The sequence below is a fragment of the Acinetobacter sp. YK3 genome (assembly GCF_001729365.1).
In the GTDB taxonomy this organism is placed as follows: domain Bacteria; phylum Pseudomonadota; class Gammaproteobacteria; order Pseudomonadales; family Moraxellaceae; genus Acinetobacter; species Acinetobacter vivianii.
This window is the reverse complement of sequence record NZ_LZPJ01000085.1, coordinates 1-16,331: the sequence shown is the minus strand read 5'-3', so window position 1 is coordinate 16,331 and position 16,331 is coordinate 1. Positions and strand designations below refer to the sequence as shown.

General features: G+C 38.9%; 20 protein-coding genes and 1 pseudogene. 7 read left to right on the top strand and 14 right to left on the bottom strand.

What is annotated here, in order from left to right; translation table 11 throughout:
* Nucleotides 1-238: 238 nt before the first annotated feature.
* The 3 genes from A9Z07_RS08640 to A9Z07_RS17900 form a co-directional block, all read right to left on the bottom strand.
* A complete protein-coding gene (locus A9Z07_RS08640) occupies nucleotides 239-505 on the bottom strand; it encodes a hypothetical protein (RefSeq protein ID WP_069577949.1) in 267 nt (88 codons plus the stop codon).
* A gap of 57 nt (nucleotides 506-562) precedes the next feature.
* Nucleotides 563-754, bottom strand: a complete 192-nt coding sequence (locus tag A9Z07_RS08635) for a hypothetical protein (RefSeq protein WP_047426986.1) — start codon at nucleotides 752-754, stop codon at nucleotides 563-565.
* A 93-nt stretch (nucleotides 755-847) separates the two neighbouring features.
* Nucleotides 848-1,009: a hypothetical protein gene (locus A9Z07_RS17900; protein ID WP_004771897.1), complete on the bottom strand. Its 162-nt coding sequence runs from the start codon at nucleotides 1,007-1,009 to the stop codon at nucleotides 848-850.
* A 324-nt stretch (nucleotides 1,010-1,333) separates the two neighbouring features.
* On the opposite strand from A9Z07_RS17900, the gene A9Z07_RS08630 reads away from it, so the two are divergent.
* Complete coding sequence (locus A9Z07_RS08630; RefSeq protein WP_005257226.1) at nucleotides 1,334-1,519, top strand: sporulation protein Cse60; 186 nt, start codon at nucleotides 1,334-1,336, stop codon at nucleotides 1,517-1,519.
* A gap of 190 nt (nucleotides 1,520-1,709) precedes the next feature.
* Nucleotides 1,710-2,177 carry a hypothetical protein gene (locus A9Z07_RS08625; protein ID WP_069577948.1) on the top strand — a complete coding sequence of 156 codons (468 nt, stop codon included), beginning with the start codon at nucleotides 1,710-1,712 and terminating at the stop codon, nucleotides 2,175-2,177.
* Nucleotides 2,178-2,342: 165 nt separating this feature from the next.
* On the opposite strand, the gene A9Z07_RS08620 is transcribed toward A9Z07_RS08625, so the two are convergent.
* The 3 genes from A9Z07_RS08620 to A9Z07_RS08610 form a co-directional block, all read right to left on the bottom strand.
* Nucleotides 2,343-2,888 carry a glycine zipper domain-containing protein gene (locus A9Z07_RS08620; RefSeq protein ID WP_069577947.1) on the bottom strand — a complete coding sequence of 182 codons (546 nt, stop codon included), beginning with the start codon at nucleotides 2,886-2,888 and terminating at the stop codon, nucleotides 2,343-2,345.
* 238 nt (nucleotides 2,889-3,126) lie between these two features.
* On the bottom strand, nucleotides 3,127-3,606 hold the full coding sequence (locus A9Z07_RS08615) for a hemerythrin domain-containing protein (RefSeq protein ID WP_004771891.1): 480 nt from the start codon (nucleotides 3,604-3,606) through the stop codon (nucleotides 3,127-3,129).
* 154 nt (nucleotides 3,607-3,760) lie between these two features.
* Entirely contained in the window at nucleotides 3,761-4,213 is a 453-nt protein-coding gene (locus tag A9Z07_RS08610) for a hypothetical protein (protein WP_069577946.1), read from the bottom strand.
* 295 nt (nucleotides 4,214-4,508) lie between these two features.
* On the opposite strand from A9Z07_RS08610, the gene A9Z07_RS08605 reads away from it, so the two are divergent.
* Entirely contained in the window at nucleotides 4,509-6,179 is a 1,671-nt protein-coding gene (locus A9Z07_RS08605; RefSeq protein ID WP_004771888.1) for an FMN-binding glutamate synthase family protein, read from the top strand.
* 54 nt (nucleotides 6,180-6,233) lie between these two features.
* Here A9Z07_RS08605 and A9Z07_RS08600 read toward each other — a convergent pair whose 3' ends face one another.
* The 7 genes from A9Z07_RS08600 to A9Z07_RS08570 all read right to left on the bottom strand — a co-directional run bounded on the left by A9Z07_RS08600 (nucleotide 6,234) and on the right by A9Z07_RS08570 (nucleotide 12,002).
* Nucleotides 6,234-6,887 carry a hypothetical protein gene (locus A9Z07_RS08600; protein WP_081406422.1) on the bottom strand — a complete coding sequence of 218 codons (654 nt, stop codon included), beginning with the start codon at nucleotides 6,885-6,887 and terminating at the stop codon, nucleotides 6,234-6,236.
* Entirely contained in the window at nucleotides 6,888-7,616 is a 729-nt protein-coding gene (locus A9Z07_RS08595; RefSeq protein WP_069577944.1) for a hypothetical protein, read from the bottom strand.
* 57 nt (nucleotides 7,617-7,673) lie between these two features.
* Nucleotides 7,674-8,192: a hypothetical protein gene (locus A9Z07_RS08590; RefSeq protein ID WP_004771885.1), complete on the bottom strand. Its 519-nt coding sequence runs from the start codon at nucleotides 8,190-8,192 to the stop codon at nucleotides 7,674-7,676.
* An 82-nt stretch (nucleotides 8,193-8,274) separates the two neighbouring features.
* The gene (locus A9Z07_RS08585) at nucleotides 8,275-9,303 is read right to left on the bottom strand and encodes an alpha/beta hydrolase (protein WP_069577943.1); all 1,029 of its coding nucleotides are present in this window, start codon (nucleotides 9,301-9,303) and stop codon (nucleotides 8,275-8,277) included.
* On the bottom strand, nucleotides 9,303-10,436 hold the full coding sequence (locus tag A9Z07_RS08580; protein WP_069577942.1) for a YdcF family protein: 1,134 nt from the start codon (nucleotides 10,434-10,436) through the stop codon (nucleotides 9,303-9,305). Before A9Z07_RS08580 ends, A9Z07_RS08585 begins: the two co-directional genes overlap by 1 nt.
* Nucleotides 10,437-10,444: 8 nt before the next feature.
* Nucleotides 10,445-11,479 carry a UDP-N-acetylmuramate dehydrogenase gene (gene murB, locus A9Z07_RS08575; RefSeq protein WP_069577941.1) on the bottom strand — a complete coding sequence of 345 codons (1,035 nt, stop codon included), beginning with the start codon at nucleotides 11,477-11,479 and terminating at the stop codon, nucleotides 10,445-10,447.
* A gap of 13 nt (nucleotides 11,480-11,492) precedes the next feature.
* Complete coding sequence (locus tag A9Z07_RS08570; RefSeq protein ID WP_069577950.1) at nucleotides 11,493-12,002, bottom strand: low molecular weight protein-tyrosine-phosphatase; 510 nt, start codon at nucleotides 12,000-12,002, stop codon at nucleotides 11,493-11,495.
* Nucleotides 12,003-12,407: 405 nt separating this feature from the next.
* Here A9Z07_RS08570 and A9Z07_RS08565 point away from each other — a divergent pair, with 405 nt between their 5' ends.
* The 4 genes from A9Z07_RS08565 (at nucleotide 12,408) to A9Z07_RS08550 (ending at nucleotide 15,527) form a co-directional block, all read left to right on the top strand.
* Entirely contained in the window at nucleotides 12,408-12,977 is a 570-nt protein-coding gene (locus A9Z07_RS08565) for an HD domain-containing protein (protein ID WP_004771878.1), read from the top strand.
* A 253-nt stretch (nucleotides 12,978-13,230) separates the two neighbouring features.
* A complete protein-coding gene (locus A9Z07_RS08560) occupies nucleotides 13,231-13,482 on the top strand; it encodes a PAAR domain-containing protein (protein ID WP_004771876.1) in 252 nt (83 codons plus the stop codon).
* A gap of 444 nt (nucleotides 13,483-13,926) precedes the next feature.
* Complete coding sequence (locus A9Z07_RS08555) at nucleotides 13,927-15,087, top strand: iron-containing alcohol dehydrogenase (RefSeq protein ID WP_004771874.1); 1,161 nt, start codon at nucleotides 13,927-13,929, stop codon at nucleotides 15,085-15,087.
* On the top strand, nucleotides 15,084-15,527 hold the full coding sequence (locus A9Z07_RS08550; protein WP_005257208.1) for an acyl-CoA thioesterase: 444 nt from the start codon (nucleotides 15,084-15,086) through the stop codon (nucleotides 15,525-15,527). Before A9Z07_RS08555 ends, A9Z07_RS08550 begins: the two co-directional genes overlap by 4 nt.
* Before the next feature lie 50 nt (nucleotides 15,528-15,577).
* Here the strand turns inward: A9Z07_RS08550 and A9Z07_RS08545 are convergent.
* Nucleotides 15,578-16,331: pseudogene (locus A9Z07_RS08545) on the bottom strand (DNA polymerase III subunit gamma/tau C-terminal domain-containing protein); the annotation flags it as partial.

The window sequence follows — 16,331 nt, the reverse complement described above, 5'->3', positions numbered from 1 at the left end:
CAGTATTTACAGTAATCAATTGTTAATAATGTTGTGCTTTATGAAATAGCCCTTAAATTTCATATACATAAACACCACACAATAAGTGATTAGAACTACACTAATAAAAATTAGCGTGATTAACATCACAATAAAATGTATTATTTATACTTCAACTTATTCTAATTCGCTATAAACACTAAAAATGACTAAAGTAAGGTCAGGATACTTTAGTCATTTTCCCATCATGCTTCTTTAATTAAGATGCTGGGGATTGACCTGAGTTGGAAGTCACATTGCCCGTATGAACCTCTGATGAACCATGCTCTTCTATCATCACTGGCGCAGATGTATGTTGTGTATCATCATGAATTTCATTATTTGGACTTACAGGAGCTGCTTCCATCGAATGAGGTGTCGTTGTTTCACCTCGTGTCATCGGATCATCAGCAGTCCGGTTCTTTTCACAGCCTGCAAACGTAAAAACACAACATATTGCTAGACTTTTCACCAATAAATTCTTCATTTTCATTACCTCTCGCTTGGTTTTATGAGTCCCTAAGATTGTTCTCAACGATCTACTCTATTCATCCATCATCCACATACATTTCTTTTTCCGTTCATGCGCCAATCTGCATTTTCGACGCTCAGATAAAGACTTATGATGTCTAGCTGAGTCTCGTTCCCACTCATCTAGATCCATCATACGATCCGGAATATATTGAGAACTGGAATGAAAATTAGAACCGATCAATTGATTATCTTTAGCACTCATATTTTATTTCCTTATATTTATACTCAATTTTATATTTACCTAAATTTAGGCTTTATATAAAAAGAAGCTTGATCACAAGCTCCTTTTTTTAGATTATTTTAAGAACTTACTCAGCACTTTCTTGCCTTTTACGCTATCGTCCATGCTCAGATCATCATCTTTTTTCTCATCAGATAGTTTAGTTTTATCTTTATGAGATTTATAATAACAACCTAAAGCAACACCTGTTCCTAAAGTCAGAATTGTTTTTAACATGTGGCACCTCTTAATGTATTTAAGCAACCTCTATACTGAACATCTTTTATGTAAATTTCCCTGTTAGTTTTTTTACTTTTCTTAAGAAATGAAATCTTATGTAATCATATAAAACATAAACATTTAGTCAAAAAACCTATAAGCTATTAAAAATAATAAATTTATCCACACATTAAATTATACATATATCTTTCGACATATATCTCGAAACAAGTTAATAGAAAATTATAAAAACTTTCAAAATCAAAACAAATGATATAAAAAAATTGATTCTTCTGGATTTACCCTAAATAGATGCATATTTTTCAAGAAGGAGAAATAATAATGGCTAAAATAAAAGCCTTTGAATCTACATCTATTCAAGATTTAGAAAATAATATTAATGAGTGGCTTAGAAATGAGTTAACGAAATATAATCATCAGGTCAATATCAAACAAATCAGCCATAGTTATGCGAATGAAAATACCCTCTTCAAATTTACAGCCCTACTTGTTTATGAATATAACTAAAAGATAGGAATGCCTGATTAAGCTGGAAATCTGGCTTAATCAGCTCTCCTACAATGATTTCGTCATCACTATTTCCTTTACGTTGTTTCTAAACACTCCTACTACTCACAATAACAGGGTTAACGAACACAATAAGAAACCCAAAACGCTTCATAATCACAAAATGACCAGCGTTTAGGGAGAACTTGATATGCCACAATATTTGCGGATAGCTGAAAAAATTTACCAAGAACTTAAGGAAAATAAAGAATTTAGCAATGACCCGTTAGAAAATTTAAATAAATTGATGATTGAGCTTCGTAAAGAGATAAAAGATTCTAAATTAAAATTACTTTATAACTTTATTGATTTTGAAGAGTGTCTCAATAAGCCCAATGCTGAATGTAAAATTCAGCTGGATATTAGCCTTATACCGACCTTAAAGAATGAAGGTGAATTTATCTTATGGTTGGCAGGTTTTATCCAGCGAATTACCACAGATGGGAAGAAAAAGCTACCACCTATTCGCAAAGAGATACCACCAGAATTCAAATATACCCAGCCTAAAGAAGTCAAGAAAGCCGTGCCAGTGCAGCCCGAATACTCTAAAAGTGGAGAATTGATCAACTCTTACTTTAAGTCAGATGAATTTATAGAGGCATTCAATAAAAGTCACTAATTTATAGAAATAGAAGTGGGCTCTTGACCGTTCACACTTCTATGATTTGCTGAAATCATTCAGCAGCCGCCTTTTAAGGGCGGTTTTCTTTTGCCTAGACATATTCCAATGTATAAAAAACCCTATTCACAAAGAATAGGGTTTCGAGACTTTAATAGAAAATCTCTATTTACTCAGATCTGTGGTGCGATTCCATGCATCACGTGAAGCGTGTCTCGCTTCTTCCCAAGACAAACGCGAGTCCGCTTTGCCTTCTTGGTCCCAATGTGTTCTTAACTCAGGTTCGACTTCTTCGAAAGCCACATCAGGATCATATCCATAACGTTTTTCATAACCTACGCGATATGCACCTCGGTAATCCCGATCATAGTCCAGATCAGGATATTTGGCTTTTGCCTCATTATAATAAGGCTGGTTAAGATAGTTTTCGCGCCAGTAAGCATCTTCTACCGTAGGATCAATGGCCTCACCGACGGCATTACCGGCTAACCCACCAACAAAAGCACCCACGGCGCCACCGACTAATGTCCCTACAGGCCCACCAGCACTACCAATGGTAGCACCTGCAACCGCGCCACCTGCTGCCCCAACGCCCGTGCCGACTGGATGTGAACCAGGTTCACCGGTAATTGGATCTGCATTTAATTCTTTTTTCACTTCGTCAGATGAGTTTTTAATACGTTCACGATCATAATGGTCATTGTTTGTCATGGTTATTCTCCTTAAAAATATTTACTTGAAACCTTCTGATGAGATAGAAGTTTCAATCAATGAACTATTTACAGTTTCAGACTAAATAAATTTTTTGTTAAAAACCGTTATAAGAATTTTTATTAAGTTAATGGCGATGACTTCAAGTAAAGAAAGAAATATATTGAAATAGATATAGAAACTTATTGAAATAAAAACCCTCACAAAGAGGGTATAAATATTTTAAGCTTTATTATATTCAGGTCAGACTATCTTTGTCTTTATTTAAATATTTTGTATATTCTGCCTGATATTTCTGAGCAAGCTCCTTTTTTTGATCGTCTGCTAAAATTTTACCTGCTTGCTGGAAGAAACTATGCTCCTCCTCTTGTAAATGATGATGCACCACTTCAGATAATTTCTTGGCAATCGCGAGCCAACCAGAGTTACTAAATTCAGTCTCTGTGAGTTTTTCCAGTAATTCATCCATTTCATGGTGCTCAGATAAAGCATGTCTGGTGATGTTCAAGCCTGCATCAGACATCATTAATGGAATATATAGAAAGCGATCCTCAGCTACTGCATGCGCAAATAGCTCATTTTTTAACAATTCAAATAGCTCTCGTCTTTCTGGTGTATCTCCAGAGGTTTGGATGAGCTTTTCAGAAAACGCTCTTTGCTTTTCATGACTTTCTCGCAAAGCTTCAAATATCGTCAATTCTTTTTCACGTTTTGGCATGTTTTATCTCTTTAGGCTATAGTGAAAAATTTATATTAAAAATCAGTTTGATAAACTATTTCTAAGAACACTTTATTTTAATATCTTACTGGCTTCTACTCATTTAAGGAGTATTGATGCTGGATCAACACTCCTCCATGATGGCAATGTTTGGCTAATGTCGATTGAAACTATTGGTAAAATCTCCATGCTTAAAATAGGAAATTATCTGTTCTGCATTTTTATCATTGCTCATGAATCCAATCTGCTTAAGGTCGCTATGCACTGTAAATTCGGGTGGGATATTTTCTACAATCGGCGGAATTCTCTTTTTCCCGCCTACCGTAATTTTCTCAATGAATCCCGCTAACCACAGCACAAACTCATCCTGATATTTATAATTTGGAATTAAACTGACATCTATATTTAAGTAACCATCTATAATCTGGTTCTTAAAACCGGAATTAAACTCAATAAAATTATAAATAAGCTTCATATCCGTCCCTTTTAGCTCTTTACGAATTTGCTTGAGTAAATAATTGATATATTCGGCTGGGGCTTGCGTAAACTTATTTTCGTCTTTAAGGTTTTTATAAACTTTTTCAGCAATACGCAAATATTGTGGCATTTCGAAGGTCCTCCACTTTCTTTTTTGTATTCTTCCTTATTATCTAAAATTCATTTTTTCAATTTGTAATCATTTTTACTTTTATTGTGTCCTATATTGTTTTTATGATAAAAGATTCATATTTAGTAATAATTATAGAATATTTAGCTCTAAATCTAAATTTTTATACCCATGTAAGCCATAAAAACTCAATTCATAAGAGAATAATTCTCATATCTAACAATTCGTTACTTGTGGTTCAGGCTAGTTCTTGGCATCGTTTGTCCATTGCTTTATTTTTAGGAATCTCCTGGCTATGGCTAGTCCAGCACAAGCTATAAGACATAAATTACTTAACACTTTCTTTTCAAGACATTCTGTTTGGTTTCTTTGTATTTTCATTGCTTTAAGTATTACGTGGTTCAAAACAATTTATACCCCGCATAGTATTTATTACTTTATTTCAGATACCTTGCTCAATGGTCTGTGGTTAGTCACCAGTTTGCTCAGTTTGGTCGGTCTCCATGATTTATTGCAAAAGAAACATGCCATTTTAAGAAACTACCCGATTCTTGGACATTTCCGTTTTATTTTTGAAGATGTCCGTCCTGAGATCCGTCAGTATTTCATTGAATCCGATCAGGATGCATTACCTTTTTCACGTATGCAACGTAGTCTGGTTTATCAACGTGCCAAGAATGAAAATGCAGACAAACCGTTTGGGTCAATTATTGATGTTTATGATCCAAATTACCGTTTTATTGTCCATTCGATCGCACCTTGCCCGCCATCTGACCCAGCTTCATTCCGTGTACAGATTGGTAATGCACAATGTAGCCAGCCTTACAGCGCATCGATTATGAATATCTCTGCAATGAGTTTTGGCAGTTTGAGTGCAAATGCGATTCGTGCACTCAATAAAGGTGCAGCGTTAGGTAACTTTTATCATGACACAGGCGAAGGTAGCTTAAGTCCTTACCATTTAGAAAATGGTGGTGACATTGTCTGGCAAATTGCCAGTGGCTATTTCGGTTGCCGTACGCCACAAGGTCTATTTTCACCAGAAAAATTTGCTGAACAGGCAAAAAACCCAAAGATCAAAATGATTGAGGTGAAGCTTTCTCAAGGTGCAAAACCGGGTCATGGCGGTATTTTGCCAAAGCATAAGATTACAGAAGAAATTGCCGCTATCCGTGGTATTTCCCGTGATCATGACTGTATTTCACCGTCTAAACACCCAAGCTTTAATACCCCGATTGAAATGATGCACTTTATCCAGCAGCTTCGTGAACTTTCTGGAGGCAAACCGGTTGGCTTTAAATTATGTATCGGTCAGCCTTGGCAGTTTATGAGCATCGTGAAAGCCATGCTGGAAACTAAAATTGTGCCTGATTTTGTGGTAGTAGATGGTTCAGAAGGTGGTACAGGTGCAGCGCCAATCGAGTTCAGTGACTATATTGGTACCCCTTTAAGAGAAGGTTTACGCTTTGTACATAATACGCTGGTCGGTGCTGGGTTACGTGACCAAATCAAAATTGGTGCCAGTGGTAAAATGATCAGCGCCTTCGATATTGCCAGTACTTTTGCATTGGGCGCAGACTGGGTCAATTCAGCGCGCGGCTTCATGTTTGCCGTAGGCTGTATTCAGGCACAAAGCTGTCATACCAACCAATGTCCAGTAGGTGTTGCGACACAAGACAAAGACCGTCAAAAAGCGATTGATGTGCCAAGTAAAGCAGAACGTGTCTTTAACTTCCATAAGAACACCCTGCATGCGCTTTCTGAAATGATCGCTGCGGCTGGCCTCAATCATCCTTCAGAGATTAAAGCGCATCATTTAGCTCAACGTATGAATGATCGTGAAATTAAAAACTATGCACAGATCCATTTCTTCTTAAAGGAAAATGAGTTGTTGCTTGGCGACTTAAAAGATGAAGACAATTTCTACTATCGCATGTGGAAACTTGCCGACCCAAATCATTTCTGATTTTGAAAAAAAGCCACTCTTGAGTGGCTTTTTTAGGACTTGTATAAAAATCAATTAGCGGCTAATTAAGCGATAAATAGCAAAAATTGCAATCATCAGAATCAACAAGAATTTCAGATAAGATGTCCAATTGTACTGTGAGCCCTTACCCTGCCAGATTTGTACTTCTACAGACTGAAATTGAATATTTTTGGCTTCCATCAATTCAGCATGAACGGCATAATTCATCCCATTATTCGACTCACTCACTGAAAATGGATCTGAACTAATCACCAGCAAGATGGGTTCATTTGCCTCATAATGATGCCGATCATTGCTCTGAAATACTTCAGGATGATAGCCATTCGAGGTCTCGCTTTGAACACCTCCCATCCACTTCAACTCGGTTTCACCAGACTGTATAGTTACACCTTTCACCACAAGCACAAAACGATAAGGATTTTTTGTTGCATCCGCCTGAAAGCTAATTCCCACATTTGGCCGTTGAAATGTGTCCTTCGGTTTATCAATGACGGCCTTATTTAAAGCCTGAATCTCACTCGAAGTTAACAGGATCGAATTCACCAGATTTTCGCCATATTCTCCAGCTTTGGGCTCATGTTTCACCTGACCGCATGCAATTAAAATGATACTTACCCCCAGCATGAATACAGCTCGAATCCAATTCATTCTAACTTTGAGATGAGAATTTTTACTAAATCGTTTCATTTAAAAAACACTCACTGCAATATGACGATCTAGTATCCAGCGAATCACAGGACCTTGCTGTTCCACAGGTAAAGATAAAATGTATTCAAAAGTTCGTATAACGACTTCACATTGTTTATTTTTGTCCTGCGCAGTTTCACCCGCATTGATCAAGTCCGCATCAGCCCCATAATCCTGTCTTAACTTTTCTGCAATCTGAATCCACGCTGGCGGAGCTTGCATGCGGTCTACCACTGAATGCGTGCCTTGATGGGTTAAAATATAATCAAGCGCGGCAGCGGTCTGTTGCTGCGTGGCGACACTCAGCAAGTTTCTTCGTTCATCTAGCGTTGTTTTAGCATAGAGAGGAAATGCGATCGGGAAACAATTGCCTTTGCGTTTGGCATCATAAAGTTGCTGTAAATAGGCTTTTGTCCATAAACGCTGTCCCTCGTCATCTGCTTGCTTCTCAACAACCTCTCGAAGCTTCCACCACAAACTGCTGCTGACGGCAGCAAGCATTTCTTCGGGTTGAACTACGGCATTGGCCGTTTGCTGAATGCTTTCGTAGTCTTTAAAAGCATGTTGCTTCAGCGGTTGTAGCAAAATAATCTGATCCAGAAGGTTCTGACGTTGTTCAACTGGATTGTTCTGTACAGCTTGCCCAGAGGTTAACTCGTGCTGTGAGCAACGATTTAACAAGAAGAAAACTGTAAAAATAGCCCCAATTACAATAAATGCTGCTCTCATTGCGCATTTCCTTGTTATTTTAATAATTGAAAATGAATAACTTAAGATAACCTGTATTTAACGTTTAAATGAACAGGTGGAACTGGTCTGGGTCACCAAAGTATTGGTAGATGCATTGCAACTTAAATAAATACCACCATCTTCAGTACAGACTCTTGCTGCATAAAGCTGACTATTATTTTCAAGCAATTGCGCTGGGCGATCTGTATAACGGGCGAATCTCTGCAAAGCCTGAATGCGCTGTTTACATTGGCTGAACTCAAGTATAGTTTTTTGAAATTCGGATCTTGAAGTCACTGTTCTCGTTTTATTGCTTGCCAAATCCTGTGTATAAGCATTTTTCTCATGCATAATGGCTTGCTGCCGTTGTTGCTCCATCTTACGGCAATCACCCGTGAAACCATCAGCAACCGAACCTGTACAAGCCGTTTTTTGGCTGGATTGAATCGCACATGGCCGACTCTGATAGGCTGTACCCTGATTGGTTACACATTTATATAGCTCTTCTGCACAAACTGGAAAAGCAGTACAGAGCAGAATAAAGACACAAAAACCCCTTAATGTACCTTTTTTCATTATTTCCCCGAATATCTAATGTATTGATATTTTTTATAATATTCAGGATTCTATCACTTAAGTAATGGCTAAAAAAGTAAAATCAGTAATAATAATGGTTAGGTTTCGCATGTAAAAATGCTGGAATCAGACCAGTCAGCGCCGCACGAATATCCGCACGCTCATTAATCAATTGGTGTGAGCCTTCTTCTAACATCAGCAAAGTCTGTAATCGAAACTTCCGACGAATATATTCAATGTTATAACGCCAATCCACCGTTTGATCGAGTGCGCCCTGCGCTAACCAGACTGGAATACGGCAAGCTGGGCGTTGTTCCATTTCAAGCATCCACTTCGACATCGCAAGAATCCAGTCCATCCCCATCATCCGAGGCTGCAAAGGATCGGTTAGGCGGATAAAACGCAGAAACTCAGGATTGTGATTATTACGACGGAAATGTCGCGGTACTTGACTCTTAATACGGCGGATAATGCCCAGCCCAACCGAGTTATGCCACCATGCCGTTTTTGCTGGTCGAATCAACGGTGAGAGTAATAAAACCCGATCCACAATTGGGTCTTCGCGGCGCTCAGCAAATTCGAGTAAATGATGCATCCAGATGGCACCGCCCGTACTTTGCCCAATTCCCAACCACGGTTTTGGTAATTGCTTGGCACCACGAACTGCATCATAAACTGCATGTAAGACTTGCTGATAATGATCAAAATTCTGAATACTCGCAGGTGAACCATTACTGAGACCATGTCCAGGAAGATCATAGGTCACAATACTAAATCCCTGATCCAAAATTTCCTTGATAATCGGTTGATAAATACCACTATGTTCCAGATAACCATGTAATAAGCACGCGGTACCCTGAATCTTTTGCTGTTTCGGCTGGAAGACCTGCACATGCAAACGAAACAAAGGCATTTCCACATAACCTTGCCAATGCTCACAATCTAGCAAATTTAAACCATAGAGTTTGCGATAGGCCTGTAATGGTTTTGATGGCTCGACAATCGCTGATAGATCCAAAGGTTCCAGTACCTGCGGTGTGGTTTCACGATTTGGAACAGGCAAATCCAGTTGTTTTAGAATTGTCGGATTTAAAAATGGAATATTGGACATTATGGTATCTCTCGACAATCACTTGAACCAATCAACATATCACGAATTGTTGCCAGCATTTCGTAGTTTGCACGGCGACTGTGGTCATAGTTTTGTTCGCTAGGACGCCAATCTGTCAAAGTGGTTGGCATAGGTGCAATGACAGGAACCGTTTCAATACCGCTTAAGGCAAATAAACGGCGGGTACGAGGCATGTGATATTCATCAGTAATGAGGATCACCGTTGGCGCGCCACCTTTCTTTTGTAGCAATAAAGAGCTGAATCTAGTGTTTTCACAGGTATTCATACTTCTATTTTCAAGGAGTTTTGCCTCTATGCCACGCTCTTTTAACCACGCCTGCATATAAGGCGCTTCAACACCACTCAACACGATAGGCAAAGCATATTTTTTCTCGACCTGAAGCGTTTTTTCCAAACGCAAACGGGTGTAATTGTTTACCACGATATCTTTACCATTTGCGCCCAGCGTTAAACCGCCGCCCAGCACAACAATGGCATTTGGCTGAGAAATATTTTGTGGCTCAGGTGCGCCATCTTTATTCTTTTTCAGCTCAATCAGATCTTTATTGGTCTCGTCTTTATCATCTTCATTGACAGGTAAGTCGATTGGATAAGTTTCTAAAAAAGCAATGTATTTACCCATCAAAGCCTGATTATCCGGTGTATTCCACTGCAGAAAATCTAATGGCGTTGTAATGGTGACTGCTGAACTTGCCTGATCCTGATCAGGTCGCTCACCCATCAAGGGAATATTCGGTTGCTTCTTTTCTTCAGCACTTTCTTTTTCCTGCTCCTCAGCAATCAGCTCTTGCAGCAATTTATAACGTGCCTGAATCAGTCTTAAATCTTCAGATTTCTCTGACTGAAAGGATCTTTCCATCAGCTTGAGATAAGCCTGTCGTGCAATCCACAGATTCGAACCAGGTTCTAAAGTCTCATGCTCACTCAAAGCTGCAGGTTTTTGGCTTTGTGCTGCGACCTCATTCACATCTACAGGCACAAAGCGGTTGAGCCCTTTAACCACCAGTTGTGAATAAAAAGGTGAATATAAAAAAAGTACAAAACAGCCCAATAGCACAAATAATATGGTAATTACCCGTACTAAACTGACCATCCAATGCACTTTAGCCATAAATCTCCTCATCCACTATGCGCTTGAATCAAACCGTGTTCACTATATAACACAGGTTCAGGTTCGAGCTGAATACTAAACTTTTGTTTTACATCACTTTGTACAGCCTGATAGGTATTTTTTACATCCGTCAGTGCTGCATCTGCATAATTGACCAAAACCAAAGCCTGCTTGTGAAACATACCAACTGGCCCTAATTGCTTACCTTTCCAGCCCGTTTGGTCAATCAACCAGCCTGCTGCCACTTTAACATTGCTATTCGGCTGTGGATAATGCGGTATGTTAGGAAATTGTTGAGTAATTTTGTCAAATTCAGCTTGAGACAAGATCGGGTTCTTGAAAAAACTTCCAACATTCGGGAATTCTTTCGGATCTGGTAACTTGCTTTGACGAATAAGGATGACCTGATTTTGCAAATTTTCTGCGTTAAGCTCATCGCCCACAGCTTGCTTTAAGTCACCATAATTCAATCTGAGATCCGCTTTTTTCAGCAGTTTAAAAGTGACACTCACGATGATGTAACGATCTGGATCATCTTTGAAAATACTGTGGCGATAAGCAAAATGACAAGCTTGAGCTGGAATGGAGTCAAACTGTTTTAATTTACGGTCATAAACCTGAACAGAGTCAATAAACTCTCCTGCTTCGACACCATAAGCACCAATATTCTGTACTGGAGAGGCACCCACCAAACCCGGGATCAAAGCCAGATTTTGTAAACCGAACCACTGCTGCTGAGTGCTGTATAAAACAAAGTCGTGCCAGACTTGACCTGCACCGACCTTAACAGTCACCGTATCCGCATCCTGAGTAACAACATCAATGCCCTGAATATTTAAGTGAACAACCAAAGCCTGTATTTGCTGTGGCAATAACACATTACTACCGCCAGACAATACCAGAACATTCAGTTGCTGCTGTTCAGCAAAATCCAGCGCTGCAATCACATCATTTGGCTGATTGATCTGAACATAATGTGAAGCAATAGCATTAAGATTTAATGTATTTAAACGTTTAAGCGAAACCTGCTCTTGTACTTGCATGTTAAATTAAATCCTATGACCCTGCTGTTATTTGCTTTTTAAAAATCTCGACCCATGCTTTACTGCTTGATTCACACTGATCCAGCACACGATCAAAACCATCTGCGCCACCATAATAAGGATCTGGAACAGCTTGCTGATTGAATTGAGGATCATGCTCACTCATCAAGGCGATTTTTGCCCGAATCTGTGCTGAACCAAATTGCTGAGACGCTTTTTGCATGAGTGCCTGAATATCATCTAAGTTTTCATGATCCATTGCCAAAATCAGGTCGAACTCAACAAAATCATTCAGATTAATTTGTCTTGCACGCAATGCAGACAAATCGTAACCCCGTTGCGTCGCATGTTGTTGACTGCGTGCATCAGGTGCCTTGTTAGGATGATAGTTACTGGTTCCTGCTGAATCGACAAGCACGTCCAAGCCATGCGCGTCACAATAATGTCTGAGAATTGCCTCGGCGGTTGGAGATCGGCAAATATTGCCTAAACAGACACATAACACTTTATATTGTGTTTTCATTACAAAAAAATTCCAACCATTTAAATGTTGAGGAGATAAAAATATTGCCTGCAAAATTCCAGCAAACAAAGGCACCGCACGTAAAACTCATTATGCATGAATTGACCATTGTGACATCTCGTATTTTGTCAAAAATTGCTTTGATTTGAAAGGAAATCGTGTTGATCATTATTGAAAATTCTTTATGAATATGTACTTTTTTGGAATTAAGGGTGAATGGAAATGACATATCAATTATCAAAAGCTTCACTCAGCTCTGAATCTTTAATGGTGATTACCAAAACATTAAAATCTATTATTTTTAGAAAGCGTTATTTTTGCTAAAATCACATACGCCCTTCCAAGCAAATCAGTCCATTCCTTGATCAAAAAATTCTATAATTTTGATGCTAATAAGAAACTTTAATGAAAACTGAAACGATTCAAGGCCGCTTATTATTTTTAAAAGAAGCTGAGAATTTAAAAAATGTAATGCGTAGCTCTCATACCTCCAAGGGTCGAAATGAAAGTACTGCTGAACATACCTGGAGATTGGCTCTACTCGCATTAGTTTTTGAAGATGAATTAAAAGAGTTAGATTTTTCAAGAGTCCTAAAGATGTGTCTGGTACATGATTTAGGTGAAACACTGAGTGGTGATGTTCCTGCAATTGAAAAACAGAATTATCCCAATAAAGATGTACAAGAACGCAATGACCTACTTCAAATTACTCAATCATTAGATGAGCCGCTGAGAAGTTCATTACTCGGTCTCTGGGAAGAATACGAAGCGGGACAAACTCAAGAAGCGATCGCAGTAAAAGCGTTAGATAAGCTTGAAACGATTCTTCAGCATAATCAAGGCATCAACCCTGATGATTTTAATTATGAATTTAACCTCACCTATGGTGAGAAATATACAGATAAGCACCCTTTATTTAAAAGTATCCGTGAACTTTTAGATGCTGAAACGATGCAAAATCTGAATAATAGATAAAATAACAGCGGATCGATATTTTCTAAATAGAGATATTCCGATCATTCTTGAAAATGCCAATCCTCAAAATTGGCATTTTTTAATTTATATATTTTTATCAATTTAAGTTGTACAACCCAAGTTATTTACCCATTTGTCAAAGGATGGATTAGAAGAAATATTAAATAAATATTTTAGACTGACTGGTCAATAGACAGAACTGTCTTTATTTAATAAAATAGCACGGTAAATCGCTGCCGTGAGTAAATTTTATATGCCAACTCGATATATCGTTGTAGGGTGTCCCACAACTGGTGGTGGTAAAGTCATCACAGGCAATCGTAATTTTTTAGTCAACGGTCAAGCAATTGCATGTATCGGAGATGAAGCAACCTGTCCAAAGCATACTGGTGTTTCGATCATCATCACAGGTGACTCTACAACTCAGCTTGGCGGTAGATCAGTTGCACGCATTCATGACTCACTTTCTTGTGGATGTAAGTTACTTCAGCCAGAAGAAGCCTAAGCTGCGTCCGAAGTCTTTGATCAATATCCTCAATTTTATGGTTAAAGGATATAAAGCTATCTATCATTTTAAAAATATTCACTCATCAATAATCTTCCAGCGGCGGGCTTCCCTTTTACCTGCTTAGAACTGCAATATTTTCCAATAATAAAAATAACTGCCGACTCAAACGATGTATTCGATGTATTTAAGGCTCGGGATATGTTCAGAGTAAAATTTACATGGAACATCAAAAATTTTTAAGCACAAGAAAAAACAAGATTCATTATTATTTTCAACAATTTGAATAATAAACGATCTAAATATTTATACATTATTGGGAATGGTATCAACAGCTCAAAATTACACTTTTCAAGCGCATCTTATGTTAATTTATTTGAGCAATGACCTATAGTCACACGATAAGAAATATAGTATTTATGATGAAAAAATAAGGATGTATGTATGAACCCGTTTCAATTTCAAACCGTTCCCAACATTATTGCGGGTCTAGGTTCTATACAAGAACTTAAAAATATTTTAACTCAACATAATTATCATAAAGCCCTGATCGTGACCGATGCAGGCATGATTCAGCATCAGTTGCATCAGCCGATTCTTGATATTTTACAAGAGATTGATTTGGCACATATCATCTATTCAGATATTCAGGCTGATCCGCCCGAACATATCGTTTTAGAAGCCGTAGATTTTGCCAAGCAAGAAAAGATTGATGTCATCCTAGGGTTTGGCGGTGGCAGTTCAATGGATGTTGCCAAAATCATTGCTTTGCTTGCACACCCAGAGCAGCAACAGCAGCTCAGTGAAATCTATGGTGTCAATCAAGCCAAAGCCCCACGTTTACCACTTATCTTGATACCAACCACCGCAGGTACAGGTTCTGAAGTTACCCCGATTTCGATTGTCACCACAGGTGCAACCACCAAAATGGGCGTGGTCTCTCCGATCCTCTATGCGGATGTCGCCATTTTAGATGCAACTTTTACGCAGGGACTTCCTGCACATATCACGGCGGCAACAGGTATAGATGCAATGGTTCATGCCATTGAAGCTTATACCTCGAATATTAAAAAGAACTTTTATGCCGATATGCTGGCTAAAAATGCGTTGAAATTACTGAATCATAATCTGGCTAAAGTTCTCAAGAATGGTGCTGATCTGGAAGCGCGCCAGAATATGTTAGTGGGTTCAATGCTGGCAGGTCAGGCGTTTGCCAATGCACCAGTAGGTGCCGTCCATGCACTCGCCTATCCACTGGGTGGACATTTCCATCTATCACACGGACATACCAATGCATTGGTACTGGTCGAGGTATTAAAATTTAATGCACCCAAAGCCAAACAGCATTATGCGGAATTAATGCAACTCTTAGATCCACGAAGTACAGGCTGTACAGATGGCTTATGTGATTTGTTTATTGATCATATGCAAAACCATCTGGATCAAAGTGGCCTGACTCTAAAATTAAAAGATTTGAATGTTCCAGAGGCCAAACTTGCTCAACTGGCTAAAGATGCCATGCTGCAAACCCGACTCTTGCAAAACAATCCAAGAGAAATGACCGAACAAGATGCTTTACAGATTTATCAGGCGATTTATGCATGAGTAAACCCATTTTAAAAACACGAGAACAATTTAAATTCTTTTTTCCGATCCAGACCCGTTGGGCTGATAACGATATCTATGGTCATGTCAACAATGTGACCTACTATAGTTATTTCGATACAGCTGCCAATTCATTGCTGATTCAAAAAACGGGTTTTAACATTCACAACAGTGAAATTATTGGTCTAGTGGTCGATTCAGCATGTAGCTTTCTACAGGAACTTTCATTCCCCGAAATGGTTGAGGTTGGTGTAGCGATAGGAAAAATTGGCAACTCATCGCTTAGATATGAGCTGGCAATTTTTAAACAAGGTCAGCCCCAAGCAGCGGCACAAGGGCATTTTGTGCATGTATTTGTTGATCGTGAACATCGAAAAAGTACTGCTATTCCTCCAGCAATGCGGGAAGTTCTTGAACAGTATTTGCTGCCGAGTGAATAAAGTTAATATAAAAAAGGCAAAGCGATTAAGCTTTGCCTTTTTATTAACACTTAAGGTTTCAATTGAATATTATGTAATTCTGCATCAAAGGTTTCGACCAAGCTCTTGATGGTCGGTTCCTGATGTAGCAATTCGACGGCACGATTAAATGCTTTTTGCTTGCGTTGATTCTGCATTAACAACGGCGTGTTTGAATCCACCGCACCATATTGCACATTAAAATGGGTTTGAGGCCATTGTGCTTTTAAAGCATCTTCCAAACCATGTTGTAACTGTGACAGCATGCCTTCATATTCCTGAGGGATCAGGAAGATAGATGCGCCATTGATCTGGCCTTGCATAATGCCATGCTGTGCCAACTCTTGCACCGCAGGTGAAAGCTGGCTGGTTCTAAACCAGTATTCCCATTTTTCCAGATTCCATTCGCCTTCCAAGCTCTGCTCACGCAACTTAAGAATATCTTGCGGCATTAAATTGCCCAAATCTTCTTGAGTAGAAGCAACCGCATTCGCTGGTAACTCAACAGCGATTTCCGCCACTGGTTCATCGATAACAGTAACAGCTTGTTCTGTCGCCATCACAGGCTGTGATTCTAGAGGCAACTCATCTACTGACAGCGCTGTTTTAGTATTCTCTTCAACTGGGAAAATCAGAGCGTCTTCCGAATCTGTAATACTCGATTGAACAACTTCTGTCTGCGCTGAAGTTTCTAGTCCGATCAACTGACCTGCTTCTGCATCAAACACCATCAAATTGCTATCTGAATTTTGCGCAACAGGTTCAAGTTCAGGTTCAGGTTCAGGT

Excerpts from the sequence above, each read along its gene's own strand:
- A9Z07_RS08640 (WP_069577949.1), bottom strand. The coding sequence starts at position 505 with ATGAAGAATTTATTGGTGAAAAGTCTAGCAATATGTTGTGTTTTTACG.
- A9Z07_RS08635 (WP_047426986.1), bottom strand. The coding sequence starts at position 754 with ATGAGTGCTAAAGATAATCAATTGATCGGTTCTAATTTTCATTCCAGT.
- A9Z07_RS17900 (WP_004771897.1), bottom strand. The coding sequence starts at position 1,009 with ATGTTAAAAACAATTCTGACTTTAGGAACAGGTGTTGCTTTAGGTTGT.
- A9Z07_RS08630 (WP_005257226.1), top strand. The coding sequence starts at position 1,334 with ATGGCTAAAATAAAAGCCTTTGAATCTACATCTATTCAAGATTTAGAA.
- A9Z07_RS08625 (WP_069577948.1), top strand. The coding sequence starts at position 1,710 with ATGCCACAATATTTGCGGATAGCTGAAAAAATTTACCAAGAACTTAAG.
- A9Z07_RS08620 (WP_069577947.1), bottom strand. The coding sequence starts at position 2,888 with ATGACAAACAATGACCATTATGATCGTGAACGTATTAAAAACTCATCT.
- A9Z07_RS08615 (WP_004771891.1), bottom strand. The coding sequence starts at position 3,606 with ATGCCAAAACGTGAAAAAGAATTGACGATATTTGAAGCTTTGCGAGAA.
- A9Z07_RS08610 (WP_069577946.1), bottom strand. The coding sequence starts at position 4,213 with ATGCCACAATATTTGCGTATTGCTGAAAAAGTTTATAAAAACCTTAAA.
- A9Z07_RS08605 (WP_004771888.1), top strand. The coding sequence starts at position 4,509 with ATGGCTAGTCCAGCACAAGCTATAAGACATAAATTACTTAACACTTTC.
- A9Z07_RS08600 (WP_081406422.1), bottom strand. The coding sequence starts at position 6,887 with ATGAAACGATTTAGTAAAAATTCTCATCTCAAAGTTAGAATGAATTGG.
- A9Z07_RS08595 (WP_069577944.1), bottom strand. The coding sequence starts at position 7,616 with ATGAGAGCAGCATTTATTGTAATTGGGGCTATTTTTACAGTTTTCTTC.
- A9Z07_RS08590 (WP_004771885.1), bottom strand. The coding sequence starts at position 8,192 with ATGAAAAAAGGTACATTAAGGGGTTTTTGTGTCTTTATTCTGCTCTGT.
- A9Z07_RS08585 (WP_069577943.1), bottom strand. The coding sequence starts at position 9,303 with ATGTCCAATATTCCATTTTTAAATCCGACAATTCTAAAACAACTGGAT.
- A9Z07_RS08580 (WP_069577942.1), bottom strand. The coding sequence starts at position 10,436 with ATGGCTAAAGTGCATTGGATGGTCAGTTTAGTACGGGTAATTACCATA.
- murB (WP_069577941.1), bottom strand. The coding sequence starts at position 11,479 with ATGCAAGTACAAGAGCAGGTTTCGCTTAAACGTTTAAATACATTAAAT.
- A9Z07_RS08570 (WP_069577950.1), bottom strand. The coding sequence starts at position 12,002 with ATGAAAACACAATATAAAGTGTTATGTGTCTGTTTAGGCAATATTTGC.
- A9Z07_RS08565 (WP_004771878.1), top strand. The coding sequence starts at position 12,408 with ATGAAAACTGAAACGATTCAAGGCCGCTTATTATTTTTAAAAGAAGCT.
- A9Z07_RS08560 (WP_004771876.1), top strand. The coding sequence starts at position 13,231 with ATGCCAACTCGATATATCGTTGTAGGGTGTCCCACAACTGGTGGTGGT.
- A9Z07_RS08555 (WP_004771874.1), top strand. The coding sequence starts at position 13,927 with ATGAACCCGTTTCAATTTCAAACCGTTCCCAACATTATTGCGGGTCTA.
- A9Z07_RS08550 (WP_005257208.1), top strand. The coding sequence starts at position 15,084 with ATGAGTAAACCCATTTTAAAAACACGAGAACAATTTAAATTCTTTTTT.